This window comes from Colwellia sp. 20A7, from assembly GCF_009832865.1.
Taxonomy (GTDB): Bacteria; Pseudomonadota; Gammaproteobacteria; order Enterobacterales; family Alteromonadaceae; genus Colwellia.
On sequence record NZ_CP047130.1, the window covers coordinates 2,773,320 to 2,789,073 of the forward strand.

A 15,754-nucleotide genomic window follows, 5' to 3' on the forward strand; every position below is an offset into this window, starting at 1 on the left:
ATGAATGGCGTTTTTGATACTGATGCAATTAACCTTGCATCAGTGTTTTTTTGAACAGGTGTTATAATCCAAGGATGAAAGCTTAGTTTTACATTCCTTACTTAGCTGGTTAGCTGAAGTTTAAACTCAAAACCAGTTTCCTTGATTTTAAAAATGTAACCTTTTTTATGGCAAATACGCATACCAATAGTCAGTGTTTCACTATTTCTTACTTTAGGATCTGACTCAATTATTATTTTAATATTATCTTTTATTGTTTCAAAGTAATCATTCAACATTTCAATTACTTTATTATAATCATTTATGATATTTAAAGGTACTCCATCAACTTTAACACCCCCTCCTGGTGGAAAATATTCTGTACCATCACTGACTATAACATTACAACAGGCATTTCTACTTCTTAAGTTTTTCTGCTGTTCTTTATATTGCACTTGTACAATTTTATTTGATTTATATACAGCTAAGTTCGAGGGCCAATTCTTATGTATTGATTCGATAATATCAATATCACACCATGATTTGTGATTATATACCCCCACGATATAGGCTGTAGTTTCTTTAAAAAAAACGAATAATAGGTCACTAGTCCTTTCAATATAACCATCGGGTTTAACATCAAGCCCTAGATGTAAATGTTGAATACCCCAGTGGGATAACATGTCATCATTGTAACCTATTATTTCAAGCTTCTTACTCTGATATTTTTTTAGACTTTGACCATCCAAAATATCTTGTTTTATGAGTTCATACGCTGATTGATATTTATTTGGAATTGAGAATTCGAAAGCTTCAACTATTTTTCTTTTTTTAGAGTCGATTATTCTATATTTATATCGCTCATACCAATAAATTGAATCGAACTTAGTATAATCATAACCTTTGAACTCTTCTATTAATTTATCATGGCAATAATTAGCATAATCCTTTAACACTTCATTTACTAATTCCAAAATCACTCCTTATAGTCAGACTATTATTAAATTATATTATTGCCAACAAATAGCTATCTATACTAGAAACTTGTTAGTATTCTAGTTTAAGGTCTTTGGTTGCTATAACTTTCAGTTTTTTAATTATATTACCAAGTAGTTCACTAGATTTATTATAATGCTCAATCTGTCTTTCCAAAAAGTCATCTACATCCTCACCTTCTTCTTTCATCAAATTTTGTTCAAAAGCTCTAATATAAATGTCATTAATTGAATTTCTTATTTCACTTAGTTCAATACTTAAATATATAGATTTCTTTTGAAGAGTAGTTTCTAATATTCTTAGCCTGTCTTTTATATCATTTTCAATTGTACTTCTATGTTTAAGAGCTCTTTCTGAATTATATTTTTGATTAAATTCTAATTTTTCACCCTCTCTATATGAAGCATATGCTTTACAATATTCTTCATCGTATTCTACTCGTTCACCTGGACTCTCATTAGAGTGAAACGCATTTTTATAATCAGAAGTAAACTCATTTAAAAACACTAAATAATTTTTAGTGTGATAGAAGCAATCTATAAGTTCATCATATGATTCTCTTTTTGTATCCCAAATTTGTTGCTTAACCCAAAATTTCTCACTGAGTTGAATTTTAATATCTTCAACTGCTTTAGTACTTTTTTCTAATTGCTTTAAAGCTATATCAAAATCATGTTTAGTAGCTAAATTTTTCATTTTAATTTTAAAATAAAATCCGAAAGGAGCTATTATAACTACAGTAATCAAAGTGGGTAAGTAATTGTAAAAAGATTCCATTTCCATTGATATTAATCCTTGAATTGAGCTTTATGTGAAATTATAAAATTTAACTCGGACACCCACCTTAATTTATATCTGCGGTGAAATAATGAAAGGCTCTAAGATGGGTATCCCAGTAAAACATGGTATGTATTTTTATCGAATTAAGTTTAATTTACTTTTTTACTATCAGAATATCAATTAGTTAAATAAAAGAATAATACATTTATGGTGAAAGCGTGCAATTCTCACGCTTTTCTCGATGAAAGTGTGCAATACAGTATGAGGTAAATCTAATCGGTTGTTCTTACTACCCAACAATTAAAAAGGTAGCGTCTTTCACTAGTGAAAAGAACCATTGCAGTTGTTATTGAGGGAATTAATGCTAGAAAATGAGTTAGCTAAATCATACAATGAAATGAGTAAAAGCTTCAGTTGGTGTGATTATCAATTAAAAGGGATTTTATGTCTAAATTAATTTGTTCTAAATGTAATGCCAATAATAACCTTGATAGCAGGTTTTGTAATCATTGTGGAAACGAACTACCTGCTTTTACAGTTTTAAAGCAAGAAAAACAGGAAGTAGACTCAAAACCATTCGGTATAATAAGTATAATAATTCTGCTTTTTTTTGTAGCATTTATATTAAGTTCACTATTCTCAACCCCTGATTCTTCCTATCATAATAAAAGTGACATAGTACAGTCTAACAAAGCTGACATTTGCAGGGCTGCGATATCTTTAGCTTATGGAAGAAGCATACATATAATTAAATTAGATGCTATTGACTCAAATGGTAATGTTAGAGTTAGTTATAACCGAGCTAATGATAATTCTTATTGGGCATTCGCTTGTGATGTTAGTCAAGACAGCCTTATTTACTCTGGATGGAAAAACTATGAGCAGGAGTGGGGTCGATGGCGGCATGACGAAAAAATCAACTTTAGCATAACACCAAACAAGCATGGTTCTTTTACACTGAACATAACAGACAATAGTGCAGGCACTAAAACTTACAATATAGGTCAGTACTTAACCCCGACAATAAAGAAACAAGTAAAAATAGATAGCAACAATTCAAAATCACAGCTAATAAGTAAAATACACCAATTTCAAACTGAAGTTACAGACTTCCTGACTACAAAAGAGCTAAGTATTACCCCAATAAAGCAACAAGTTAAAGATATGAAGCTACTTTGTAAAATAAATATGACTCTTTATGGTAGTAGAGCGATAGTTAATTATACGATTCAAGAGGAACTTTATAGTCTTGGTGGGAGCCCGCATCATATAACGAATTTCAGTTCTATATTTAAATCTATATTTGAAACTCTAACTAGAGCTGAGCCTGTAAATAAAAAAAAGGAATTGGCAGTCGTTTCAAAGGAAGCGTATAACGTTATTCATGTCGCTAATGGCAATCAAAAAAAATGGCAAGAAAACTATAATACTTTCTTGAACAGTGATAATTCAAAAAAATTGCTTAAGCAAAGAAATGACATACTTGCTTCTATGCCAAAAATAAGTAATGACACTCAGCCTGAAAATTATAATCGAGCAATTCAAGCATTATTAATTGTGAATTGTCCAACAGCTGATATTTTACTTGGTGTATTCTCTAATGAGAATGTTAAAACAACTGAGTATTTAAAGGCTATGGCGCCATCTATGCAACGTAAAAACTCAATACCATATTGGTTAACTCCACTTAATTAAAAAGGTCGGTGACATTCAAAAATGATAAGTATGCTCATTTGTCATCGACCCCGTTATTATCATTTAACTCGGACACCCACCTTAATTTATATCTGCGGTGAAAAAACTGAAAGGCACTAAGATGGATGTCCCAGTAAATCAAAAAAAAACATGGAAGAATAATTTTATGAACTCTTTAATATTAAAAAAAATATTAATAAAGCCTTGTCGCTTAATCGTATTATGTTGCTTATTCTTAACTCTTTTAACCGCTTGTGGCGGTAGCAACTCATCTGAATCAACCACGCCTAACATCGCTGATACAGGTACTGATACCACTATTATTACTGTCGATGCAGGTGATGACCTAACGGTTAATGAAGGTGATACCGTTACCTTGACCGCACAAACCGATGCCGAAAGTACACAGAGTTTGACATATCTATGGACACAAACATCTGGCTCTTCTATTTCAACAACACTTGGGACCCAAAATACGCAACAATTTACAGCCCCTTTGGTTGACACAGCAGGTGACTCATTAGTCTTTCAAGTAACCGTCACTGACAGTGACGGCGTGCAATATAGCGATACAGTCACTATTACAGTAAACGATATTCCTGTTGAAACATTTACTATTACTACCCTCGCCGATTCAAATGGCGCTATTACAGCCTCATCTTCTGTGGAATATGGCGCTGATATAACCATTACAATCACCCCAAGTATTGGCTATCAAGTATTAGCAGTAACCGTTGACGGACTTTCAGTTGGTGCCTTGACCTCTTATCAATTTACCAATGTTACCGCCACGCATACCATTGATGTAACCTTTAAGCTTGCTGATATTATAAGCACTAGTGAATACACAATGCCTGTTGGGATCCCTGAAACTAATCTAGATTTTACTCAAGAAGCGCCCGAAAGACCAAGTGACTGGAGCGCTGAAGTTCCGGGGTATTACTACATAAATTATCAAACGGGGGATAAAAATGCTGCGTATGGTACGCCTTCGTCACCAAGGCAACAAATCCCAAACCCATTACCCGCAGGCTCTTACGTTGAAATATCAGGAGAGTACACTCAAGGCTTCTCAGGCAAAGGTAATAGAATGTATTACCTTAATGGTACTGATGCTGTATGGGAGGCAAATGTAGCTGGACCTGTTTGGATTACAAGCGCTAAAGATACAGGAGGCTCTATTAAATATGTAGGGTTTCAGATGTCTGGTGCTAATGTTTATCTGACAGACCTTATTTTTACTGATGGAGCTAAAGTACAGGTAGGCTCTCCAAGTGCAGGTTACCCGATAGTAAATGCAGTAGTAAGAAACTTAGATATTAATGGAGGAGGTATAACAATAGCTGGTAAAGCTGATCCTGCAAAAAGTGAGGATAACGTCAGTGAAGCTAATAGTATTGTTATATACAATAATGAGGTTCACCACGCAGGGGATATGTATGATTTAGACGACGAAGATTATACTGGTGTACAAGTTGTTTCAGGTGTTAGAAATCTGTGGGTTTTAGACAATGAGATTCATGAAATGTCTGGTGCAGGTGTACAGGTTATTGGTAGTAATTACTCTACCTCTTTTATATATGTAGGTAACAATGAAGTGTACCGAGTTAGGCAGTCAGGTTTATGGGTCAAGTATGGCAATGGTGTAGTGTTTTCTTCTAACTATGTGCATAACATTATTGCTACTCAATGGTCTGTATCTAAGTGTATGGGTTCTCAGTATCAACCTCATAATATTTGGTTTATCAATAATGTTTTACATGACTGTACTTATGGGATTAGAGTTCCAAGCACAGACACGGTTGCATGGTCTAAAACTATTAACATAGTAGGCAATATTATTTATAACATCGCCCCTCAACAAAGAATGGACGGTACATTAGATGCTTGGTCTACTCCGTATAATACATGGCAATCGGCCGCTATCGGTCTTGGTGCTGACGTAGCGAATATATCTAATAATATTATCTATGATGCAGCGGCAGGTATTACCTTAATGGCTCATGCATCTACAGCCTCTATCAAGAATAACATTATATACAATATGGGGTATATGCGAGAAGAACAATCAGACCCTTATGGGCCTACTCTACTTTTTGAAGCGCAGTATCCCAACTCAGAGATAAAATTTAACTCTAATATTATGAGTGAAAATCCTATTATACGTAGAGGGAGTTCTATATTTTATACAATGAGCGATCTAGTTAACTTAGGTAGTACAGGAAATGTAGCTGCCGCTCCTTTATTCACCAAAGCAGAATTACTAACTGCTATAGTTAATAAAGACTACAATGGGTTAAACATAGGTAGCTTGGTAGATGCAGGTGACAACGTAGATGACTTATTAGTTCCGTTATTTACTGATTATTTTACTGATGGTGTTGGGGTAGTCGTTGATATGTTTGGTATGGCTCGCGTTCAAGGAGCTGGTATTGATATAGGCCCATTTGAGCAAGACGGAGCTGAAATGCCTACCATTCCTGATACTACAACTGTTCCGCTAAAAACAGAGGGAGTACAGTAATTCAAATTCAATAACGGATGCAGGGACTATTGACTGGTTGGGTTTTACACAACTTAACGATGCAGGAACCAATATTGATGATATTTTAACCACAGAGTTAAACACTATATTTACTACCATTCCAAGTATTGATGAAGATATATTCAAAAATTTAACTCAAATTTAACTCGGACACCCACCTTAATTTATATCTGCGGTGAAAAAACTGAAAGGCACGAAAATGGCTGTCCCAGTCCCCCTAGTAAACCTATCAGGAAGATGCTGTATAGTAATGTTAATGCATATGGTATTATATGGATTTACTGAGTGGATGTAGGTTTTTTATTTATTATAATCGGATAGATGTCTAATTATTTATACTTTTATATTTTTCAAAAAAACACCTATTTGAAATGCAGCACCTTTAGTTAAATGGTATGTTTTTACATATTAAACAATTAAAGTTAACAACAATACGCTTCTTTCTTTGAGAATGTATTACAAAGGAATTTAATATGAATGTAAAAATGTTAAAAGCAGCTTTCGCTGGTTTAGTTTTATCTGTAAGTGGTTTTGCCAATGCAGGATTAATTTCAGTAGTTTTTGATGTTACCAACTTTGATGATGAAATTGGTTCTTTTAGCGGTACTGACGTAAACAATGATTTTATCTTATCACTCGATGAACTAAGTGCTTTCAATTGGACCTCATCTAATCACGGGTATGTCATTGATGAAGTAAGTGACCTAGATGGTTTTGGTGACTTTGACTTATTAACAAATACCTGGATAGATAATGGCATTGGCTGGGTAAACTCTTCAAATGATGCTTATTACACGTGGAATAACAGATCGAATAGCATTTCTTCATCATGGGCTCAAATTGATATTGTTTCAGTAAATTCAGTAGGTCCAGTAAGTTCTGTAAATGTTCCAGAGCCTTCGACACTTGCTATTTTTGCATTAGGCATCATTGGTTTAGCATCAAGAAGATTTAAGAAACTGTAATCTAACTGTTTACTTTTAAACAAAGCACCTACGTGGTGCTTTTTTATTGTTTGGAGTTTACACTCTGAAATCTAATAAAAATTCAACTCGAATTTAACTCGGACACCCAACCTAACAATTATTATTAATAAAAAACACTCTGTTTTTTATTTTGTCTTTCTCAAGAATATACTTTTTTCTTGCGCATTCATTACTTATATACTCATTACAACAATTACTATAATTAAATAAAAAACTTACTGATTTAGTGCTTTAAATGTTAGCAAACACTTCTTTGCTTGTTGTTGGCTTGTTATTTAGACATAAGGCGTTTAGTAATTTACTGTAATAGCATGATTTTGATCTTCGAAAAACATAACAGCTAGCGCGATAATAAATTTTAAGGATCCACAGTGGAACAAGATACCCTCAATGCGACACATGATAATCAAGTGCAAGCGAGACCTGAAGTCATTGCTGGTTTACCGGGCGCCGAACCTGAAGTACATCGCAGTTTGCTCAAAGCAGGTATTGATTCGAGTCGGTTGTCGATCTTACATCTTGGCCAGCCGCCAAAACCTTTAAAGTATAAAGCCCCCGGCTGGGCGTATCGCATGTTAATAGGGTATTCTCTTTGGTTGGTTTTGTTTCTGCTTCCTAACTTCGGTGTAAAATTACCGGGTTATCTAGATGCTTTTTTTAGCCTTGTTGTGGGATTATTAATTGTTCAGGTGGCATGTCAGGTACTGGTGAAAGCAACGGAACAATTCGCTGCGAGGATGCGTTGGACACATTACATCGCGGGTACGGCTGCAGAGATACTTTCTACACTGCCAGAGCTTGTGGTGATCGCCTTTCTTGTTATGGTGGACCCTCTAATGGCGTTTTTAGTCGCCATGGTGACTATTTACAACAATGCGTTGGTGTTCAGTATCTACTCCTATTTTTTACCTCGAGATCAACATGGCAAGTTTCTTATGCCAAAACCTATTACCGACTCTGGAACACAAATTCTTATCGCTGGTGGTATGCTTGGTCTGATCATGGGTTTGATAATGTTGACCTTTTCTTTAGATAGGCATCCCAAAAAATCTTTTGAGGGCATTGATTTATTGGTCATCGCTATTTTGTTATTGGCTATTTTTGTTGTCTATATTTACAAAATCGTACGAGATCAAGGAGAAGAGGAGGAAGCAGTTCAGTCAGTGCTTGAATTAACCGAGGGAGAAGTTGAGTTACGTCATGATTTAGCTTTTAAACATGTAAAGAAAAATAGTTTCCTCTTTATATTTTTCCTGTTGTCGCTCGGTATTCTTGGGTCTTTTTTGGGCGGTGAACGAGTCGCAGTGTTTGCAAGCTTGGCTATTGAAGATTTAGGTCTTAGCGGTGTCGTAGCCGCTATTATATTGGCTGGGTTCGCGGGCATGAGTGAGTATGTTATTTTATGGACTTCTCACCGTAAAAAAGAATATGGTATTGCTTTAGCAAACGCCTTTGGTGGTATTGCTCAGGTTTTATTTCTGATTGTACCTTTTACTTTTATCGCAATAGCTTATTATCAGATATTTGTTAATTCAGGCCACCCTGACTTACCTATTGCTTTTTCAGTAACACATATATTACTACTGATCTTCTTATTCCCTACTTTACACACGTTAGCCTCGTTGCTACAAAATGATCACACCATGGATATTCTTGATACAGTGATTATGTTTGCTATCGTAGGGCTTTTAGTTCTGCTTTTAGTGACGTATGGCGTGTAAATTAAAAGGGTCGGTGATATTCAAGAATGATAACACTATTCATTTATCACCGACCTCTTTGTTATGTTAAAAACTACGTGAATTAACACAGGATATCAAACTGTTACAACTCGTTCATTGCCTGTGCTAAATCGGCAATAATATCAGCAGGCTCTTCAATGCCTATTGATATCCTAATTAACCCATCGGTAACACCAATTAATTCTCGACGTGCCTTTGGTACACCTGAATGAGTCATCGCGGCAGGATGCTGCGCTAAGCTTTCAGTTCCACCTAGACTAACCGCAAGTTTAACTAATTTTAGTTTATTCAATACGTTAAATGCAGCTTTTTCACCACCTTTAATTTCAAAAGAAAAAGTTGAGCCCGCGCCCGTACATTGTTTTTTATAGATTTGATATTGTGGATCACCTTCGGTTAATAATCCTGGGTAATCAATTCGTGTTACTTGTTGATGCGTATTTAAATAATCAACCACTTGTTTTGCACCAATGGCTGATGCTTGCATACGAATTTTTAATGTTTCTAAAGAACGTAATATCAACCAAGCGGTATGTGAATCCATGGTTGTGCCGATGCAATTTCTGATTTTTCTGATTTTGGCGATCAACTCTTTATTACCTGAACAACTACCACCAATAAGATCGGAATGACCGCCAACATACTTGGTTAACGAATAGAGACATAAATCAGCACCGTGATTTAACGGTTGTTGCCATAAGGGCCCTAACATAGTGTTATCTACTGCCAATATCGGTCTAACGAGTTGTTTTTCAGATATTTCATCAATAAGATGACGACACTTAACTAAATCAACAAGATTGTTTGTTGGGTTATCAGGGGTTTCAAGCATAACCACAGAAATGTTCCCCATTTCACTGGCAGTCTTTAATGCTTCTTCCAGCCCTTTAGTGCCTTCACTCGATATAAAACCGACCGCTTTAATATTCATTTGCGTTAACATACCGTTGATCAAAGTATCTGTGCCACCATAAATAGGTTCAGAATAAACAATGACATCGCCAGGTTTAGAAAGCGCTAACAGTGTTGTTGAGATAGCTGACATACCACTACCGGTTACGATACAATCTTGTGCATTATCCCAGATGGCAATACGATTTTCTGCAATTTCAACGGTTGGGTTGTTGAATCGTGAATAGACTAAGCCGGCTTTTTCGCCTTCTTTAAGTTGGATACGCCCAGAAGAAACATCAAATAAATGCTTACCTTGCTCTGCTGATTCAAATACAAACGTTGATGTTTGAAAATTAGGACATTTAATTGCACCTTCCGATAGCTTTGGATCATATCCATAGCCCATCATTAACGATTCAGGTTGCAGTTTATGCTCACCTATTGCGGTTTTCTTGTAATTATTTGGCATGTTCATATTCTCGGTTAACTAAAGTCTATTGTCGATACAAGTATTATAGAGAGCGTTTATCACTATTCTATCTATTGATTTCTCATTTAAAATATTTGATAAAAATTTTAAATGTTATTTAACGACATCTACCTTAGTACTTGTAATCATTGGTGTCTATGGCCTTTAAGAAGGATATGTATATTCATTTATAGCCACTCCTTTTAGTAATTTTACTGAGTAAGTTTACCTATTATTACCTAGAATCTATCAACAGTAATGTCAATTTCATCGATCAGTCTTATTTATAAAGTTTTTTCTATCGGCTGGTGTTGCGCTCTCATTACATTCACCATGTATAGTGTAAATAGACTTGCTAAGTGTGCGCTTCAGTTCAAAAAATCCTTTTCGGCAATAACCATTTTCTTCAAGTTTTTCAACTAAGCGAGTCTCAAGTTCATTGGTCATTTGATTGTCTCGTTTGTTACTTTTATTCGAGCTTTTTAATTCTTGTTTATTAGGTCGTTCGCCGCCTTTATCTCCCCTTTTGCCTTTTCCTCTTTCTTTGGCTTGCTTGTGTGATTTAACCTCATTGCTATCGTCATTGTTATCGTCTTGTGCCGTAGTTTTGTATACAAAAACTAATGAAAAAGAAAACATTTTTGTATCGCCTACAATATTACTTCTAAACACTTCTGTTATCTTATTGTCATATTTACTACTGCAACCAGATAAAATAAATAAAGTTATTAAAAAAACGACAATCGTATTTTTTAATGAAGTAGCATGTAAAAAGTTAGCGTGAATAAAGTTCATATAATGTAATCATAATAAAAAGGAGACTAGATAAATATAATACTCCTTATTGAGTAAAGAAACGTAAAGAGGGGTTATTTAATTAAACAACTAGCCAATTAATACTAACTAGCATATCGGCTATATCAATATCTTAATACCTGAACAGTCAAAAAGAGAAAACTTGCTCCTAAAGTAAAGGCAGCTTAGCTTTAATGTTATCTTATTTTTGTGCATCGAATAACAGGCAGAACTCTTCAAAAGGTAAGGCTTTATTAAAATAGTACCCTTGATATTGATAACAGCCGAGTTTTTTCAAACAATTCAATTCTTCTAGGGTTTCAACGCCTTCGGCTAAAACATCCATATTCAGCGCCTTCCCCAAACTGATAATCATATTCACAATCGCTAGGCTTTCATCACTGACTTGATCTAAGTCATAAAAAAGTGACGTTTGTAAACCTCTTTAAAACCTATAATTAAAGCTCCTTGTTTATACAAAGCAGTTTGGTGAGTAATCATAGGGTACATTCCCCCAAAAATGGGTAACGAACAACCTGTTAACAATTACGTCAGTGCTTTTTCGTTGTATTCATTTTGGCTACAAATTAGCAGCATTAAGCTTTTTGCTCCTTTATCCTGAGCTAGCTGTAAACCTTTATTTAAATCATCAAGTGCTACACTTTCAATATACAAAGTGAATAATTCTTTATTCATATGCCGGTATCCATCTGCATCTACCCATTTTTTTGTTATATAAAATGGTTTTATTATATAAAAGTAGCGCTAATGCGTAAAATTGTCTAGCTAATAGTAATCTCAAAACCTAGCCCCCCTTTTTTATTTCGCCTTAAAATAACCGACTTCAGAGCGTGTGCTTTTTTTATCGAATCTAAAACTAGAAAAGCAATTAGTATATCAATACAATGGTGACTTTATTTAAGTAGAAGTTTTGGAGTATCAGTTGGTTAAGTTAAAAGGAATGAAGTCTACATTTTTATGTTTAATTGCAGTTACAGGCTTATTCTCATTATTAATTCACTTTCAAATACAGTGGCAAAGTAAATTAACGTTAATCAACTATTTGGTTTATCCATTACTGATCGTTACTGCTATCTTTGCAACCCAATTTAATCGTAGTAGAATTGCTATTTTATGCGGTTTTTGGCTAGCATTTTTAATTGCAACAAACTCCCCATCCCCCAGCACTAAACCTTTAATGATGAATTCACAATGGCTACTATTATATGGTGCTAGTTTATTTGTGTTATTGGCTTTAATAAAAGATCGCGCACTTTTATCTGTTCATGTCGTCAGTAGGCTTATATTTATTGGTTTGTGTGGCGTAATCACCTTTTTTTGGCTGCAACTGAGCCAAAGTTTAAATAGCTTAATACCACAAACGCCATTATGGACATCAGTTTTACCTTACGTTCCTATTATCATACCACTTGGCTTGATAGGTCTTTTATTGGTGTGGCGTAGTATAAGTAATCACGATTTAACACTCACAGCGCTACTGATTACCTTTATTGTTTGGTGTCTAAATCAGCTAAATATTATTGCTTTGCCTTGGACACTTATTGCCATAGTGATGTCTGCACTATATTTACTTGCTGTTAGTACTGACTCGTACTATTTAGCTTACCGCGATGATTTAACTGGATTACCTACTCGTCGTGCATTAAACCAACTCGCCCTATCACTGGGACGTAAATACACAGTGGCTATGCTTGATATTGATCATTTTAAAAAATTTAATGACACCTACGGACATGACATTGGTGATGAAGTGCTAAAACTGGTAGCAACAAGAATGGCTGAAATGCGTAGTAGTGGTAAAATTTATCGCTATGGCGGCGAAGAGTTTACTGTTGTTTTTCCAAGAAAAACAGCTGAGCAAGCTATTCCTGAGCTAGACAAGCTACGTCAAAGTATTGCTAATTACGACATGGTGATTCGTAGCGATAAACGAACAGATAAAAATAGTAGGAACACCAAAAAGAATAATAACAAAACGGTCAATGTTGCAGTATCAATTGGTGTAGCACAAAGAGAGCCAAAACAAAGTTTTGAGCAAGCATTAAAAAATGCTGATTTGGCATTATATCGTGCTAAAAAGAAAGGCCGAAATAATGTCAGTCAGTAGCATTCTTACTTTCTACTTAGGCTCTTGTAATACGAGCTTTAACATAAAGTTTTCAAACACTGTTATATTTACTAGATACAATGAAGACTAACTGCCTAAATGATATAATCGTGTAAATAACCATTAAATTAAAAATGTGAATCGAGATCTTTATGAGTATAAAACAAAAACAGGTGTTACTTTTCGATCTTGACGGCACATTGGTCGACAGCGCACCCGATATTGCTTTGGCAGTTAATAGCACCTTAAAAGATCTAAATAAACCGGCATTTGATGAAAATACTATTCGTCAGTGGGTAGGTAATGGCGCTAAAGCATTAATAGAGCGTGCGTTATCTGGCTCAACCAATATTGATAAAGAACTCGATACCACAGTAGTTGAAGATACTTTAGCTATTTTTTTAATGCATTATCAACAATATTTATGTGTCAATTCTGTTTTATATCATGGTGTTAAAGAAGGCTTGCTCACTTTAAAAAAAGCGGGTTTTCGTTTAGCGATAATCACCAATAAACCTGAAAAGTTAATTCAGCCAATATTATCAGGCTTAGGTATTGGTGATATGTTCGAAATATTGATTGGTGGCGACACCTTACCAGAAAAAAAACCTAACCCTGCACCACTTTTATTAGCCTTAAAACAGCTTAATGTTACCGCAGACCAGTGCTTAATGATTGGTGATTCTAAAAATGATATTTTGGCCGCAAAAGCAGCTAACATAGACAGTGTTGGTTTTACTTATGGTTATAATTACGGTGAAGATATCGCACAATATAATCCACAGTGGTGTTTTGATACTTTCCCTGAATTCACTTCAGCAGCTTTTGATTAATCAATATAAGCTAAGTGTTAATTGCGTTAATTGCGTTAATTGCGTTAATTGCGCCATGCTAATAAAAACTTAGATTCAAATAACAAGCTGACTTACGCTAATCGCCAAATCAATTATAGATATAGATTATAGATTATTCGCTAACGCCATCGGATAATCTCGCTCTTGTGCTAACGCTATAGCTCGCTCTGTTACTTCAGTTTCAGAGCACTGCAAGCTAACAGGAAAGTAATGTTCTGTTAAATAGTTTATGCCTGCTTTTACTAATCTCTCATCTGCATACATTAATTGCTCAGAAATAAGCCCACAATCAATAAAATTCTTTAAGATCGCATCGGCGGCATCTAAAGCAGAAGAGGCTTTCACTATTTCAGCGCGAGCGTAATGTTGACCATAAAAAGATACATCTGCAGTCCGTAAGTTAGCATCTTCGCCAGGGATTTGTTGTGCCCCAAAAAGTGGTTTTGCCGCCACTGTCGCTGAGCTAAATTCGGGCAGGAACTGCGCCATATGTTCAATTGAACCTAGCGTTCTGTTTTGAATTAATTGTTCAGGCCACTGTTTATCAATTTTTTCTATAAAGCGTTTGGCTAATTTAGGCTGAGCACTATTAACCGAACTAGCCACTAAACCTTGATCAAAAAGTGTGATGTCTTGCGTCATGCCATGTAATTGAAAATATCCGTCTGGGTAAGGCGTTAATTGTGCCATACCTTGCGGCGTTCCCCGCTCACCATAAAAGACAATTTCAGGCCATATACCATGACATTGCGGCCAATGTGCAACATAAGCGGCTTTAAATTCAACCATGCGCTTACGTTTGGCACTTACCATGTCATCAATTTCACCGCTTTTGAAACCACAGGCATTAATGACATAATCATAATTTTTATGCTGAACAATATCACTGCCATGTTGCTTTGTTGATACCTGCCAACCTGGTTTATCTGTTTGTTGAGTGAGCCCAACAACTTGATTATTTGTTTGCAGGTGACACTTAGGTAAACGCTCTATCGCTAAACTCGCAATGGCTGCAAAACGAAATGCTGACAAGCCATATTCTTGTACTAACAATACTGGAAATTTAAGTTTATTTAAGTCAACATTTTGCGCAAATGAAATTAACCAATCACTCGCATCAATCGCATTTTCTGGTATTGTTTTTTGCTGTAATACCTCAAGCTCTGCACGAGAATAAAAGCGAAAATAATCCGCTGGTTTGCCCAATACTTGATTACGATTGTCTTTATTAACCAAGTCCTGATATTTAGCTCGTAACTTTTCTAAACGGGGTAATAAGTCTTCTGGCTCACCATTATCTGTTTTAGGTAACGCAATCACCGTGGGGCGAATATTGACACTGTGAGGGTAAACTTTAACCGTATCAATTGATTGCTGCAATAAAACCAAACACTGCTCATCACTGATTTCACGATATAGGTTGCCACCCGCATGTAAATGACAAATAGGAGGGCCGTTAACCAAACTAGGTCCTTTTTCTATCAAGGTAGTATCTAAACCTAATTCAGCAAAACGTAATGCAATAGTAGATCCTGCAACGCCGCCGCCAATAATAGCTATTTTAATTGTAGAATTTAATAAAGGCTGATGAGTAATTAAAGGTTTATGCATATTTTCGGGTAATGTTATATCAAGTGAGTTAATTCAACTTGAACTTGCAGCTTTATCGATAAATTAACTTATCGTTTAAATAAGTAATATCAACGTGATGAATAATATTTTACTACCTTTATGGCAAAGTTAGGATCTTTGCAAAGGCTTTAATAAATTAAGCGAGATTATACAGTAATGTTGTTAAGGGTGGAACTTATCACATTTGTTTAATCGTTACCTTATCGCCCTTTTGTTCTGTGCTTAATAGGTCATATTATTGCGACAGATAAAAATAAAA

General features: G+C 35.1%; 13 protein-coding genes and 1 pseudogene. 7 read left to right on the plus strand and 7 right to left on the minus strand.

Going from position 1 to position 15,754, the window contains the following annotated elements; translation table 11 throughout:
• Positions 1 to 101: 101 nt before the first annotated feature.
• Positions 102 to 953, minus strand: coding sequence for a hypothetical protein (locus tag GQS55_RS12035; protein ID WP_159820749.1), 852 nt, complete (start codon positions 951 to 953; stop codon positions 102 to 104).
• Between the two features lie 73 nt (positions 954 to 1,026).
• Complete coding sequence (locus tag GQS55_RS12040; RefSeq protein WP_159820750.1) at positions 1,027 to 1,758, minus strand: hypothetical protein; 732 nt, start codon at positions 1,756 to 1,758, stop codon at positions 1,027 to 1,029.
• Positions 1,759 to 2,199: 441 nt separating this feature from the next.
• On the opposite strand from GQS55_RS12040, the gene GQS55_RS12045 reads away from it, so the two are divergent.
• From GQS55_RS12045 to GQS55_RS12060, 5 genes are all read left to right on the plus strand, one after another.
• Positions 2,200 to 3,450, plus strand: a complete 1,251-nt coding sequence (locus GQS55_RS12045) for a zinc ribbon domain-containing protein (protein ID WP_159820751.1) — start codon at positions 2,200 to 2,202, stop codon at positions 3,448 to 3,450.
• A gap of 166 nt (positions 3,451 to 3,616) precedes the next feature.
• Positions 3,617 to 5,974 carry a right-handed parallel beta-helix repeat-containing protein gene (locus GQS55_RS12050; protein ID WP_159820752.1) on the plus strand — a complete coding sequence of 786 codons (2,358 nt, stop codon included), beginning with the start codon at positions 3,617 to 3,619 and terminating at the stop codon, positions 5,972 to 5,974.
• A gap of 37 nt (positions 5,975 to 6,011) precedes the next feature.
• Positions 6,012 to 6,140: a hypothetical protein gene (locus GQS55_RS20180; RefSeq protein WP_268892395.1), complete on the plus strand. Its 129-nt coding sequence runs from the start codon at positions 6,012 to 6,014 to the stop codon at positions 6,138 to 6,140.
• Between the two features lie 328 nt (positions 6,141 to 6,468).
• Positions 6,469 to 6,960, plus strand: coding sequence for a PEP-CTERM sorting domain-containing protein (locus GQS55_RS12055; RefSeq protein ID WP_159822808.1), 492 nt, complete (start codon positions 6,469 to 6,471; stop codon positions 6,958 to 6,960).
• Between the two features lie 392 nt (positions 6,961 to 7,352).
• On the plus strand, positions 7,353 to 8,702 hold the full coding sequence (locus GQS55_RS12060; RefSeq protein WP_159820753.1) for a hypothetical protein: 1,350 nt from the start codon (positions 7,353 to 7,355) through the stop codon (positions 8,700 to 8,702).
• A 103-nt stretch (positions 8,703 to 8,805) separates the two neighbouring features.
• Here the strand turns inward: GQS55_RS12060 and GQS55_RS12065 are convergent, their stop codons facing one another.
• From GQS55_RS12065 to GQS55_RS12080, 4 genes and pseudogenes are all read right to left on the minus strand, one after another.
• Positions 8,806 to 10,086, minus strand: coding sequence for a cystathionine gamma-synthase family protein (locus GQS55_RS12065; protein ID WP_159820754.1), 1,281 nt, complete (start codon positions 10,084 to 10,086; stop codon positions 8,806 to 8,808).
• A gap of 267 nt (positions 10,087 to 10,353) precedes the next feature.
• Positions 10,354 to 10,881, minus strand: coding sequence for a hypothetical protein (locus GQS55_RS12070; RefSeq protein WP_159820755.1), 528 nt, complete (start codon positions 10,879 to 10,881; stop codon positions 10,354 to 10,356).
• Positions 10,882 to 11,083: 202 nt separating this feature from the next.
• Positions 11,084 to 11,275 (minus strand): annotated as a pseudogene (locus GQS55_RS12075) (EAL domain-containing protein); the annotation flags it as partial.
• 152 nt (positions 11,276 to 11,427) lie between these two features.
• On the minus strand, positions 11,428 to 11,577 hold the full coding sequence (locus tag GQS55_RS12080) for a hypothetical protein (protein WP_159820757.1): 150 nt from the start codon (positions 11,575 to 11,577) through the stop codon (positions 11,428 to 11,430).
• Positions 11,578 to 11,842: 265 nt separating this feature from the next.
• Between GQS55_RS12080 and GQS55_RS12085 the strand changes: the two genes are divergently transcribed.
• Positions 11,843 to 13,009, plus strand: a complete 1,167-nt coding sequence (locus tag GQS55_RS12085) for a GGDEF domain-containing protein (protein ID WP_236559629.1) — start codon at positions 11,843 to 11,845, stop codon at positions 13,007 to 13,009.
• A gap of 152 nt (positions 13,010 to 13,161) precedes the next feature.
• Positions 13,162 to 13,842 carry a phosphoglycolate phosphatase gene (locus GQS55_RS12090; RefSeq protein WP_159820759.1) on the plus strand — a complete coding sequence of 227 codons (681 nt, stop codon included), beginning with the start codon at positions 13,162 to 13,164 and terminating at the stop codon, positions 13,840 to 13,842.
• 126 nt (positions 13,843 to 13,968) lie between these two features.
• On the opposite strand, the gene GQS55_RS12095 is transcribed toward GQS55_RS12090, so the two are convergent.
• Complete coding sequence (locus tag GQS55_RS12095; RefSeq protein WP_159820760.1) at positions 13,969 to 15,474, minus strand: FAD-dependent oxidoreductase; 1,506 nt, start codon at positions 15,472 to 15,474, stop codon at positions 13,969 to 13,971.
• Positions 15,475 to 15,754: the final 280 nt, after the last annotated feature.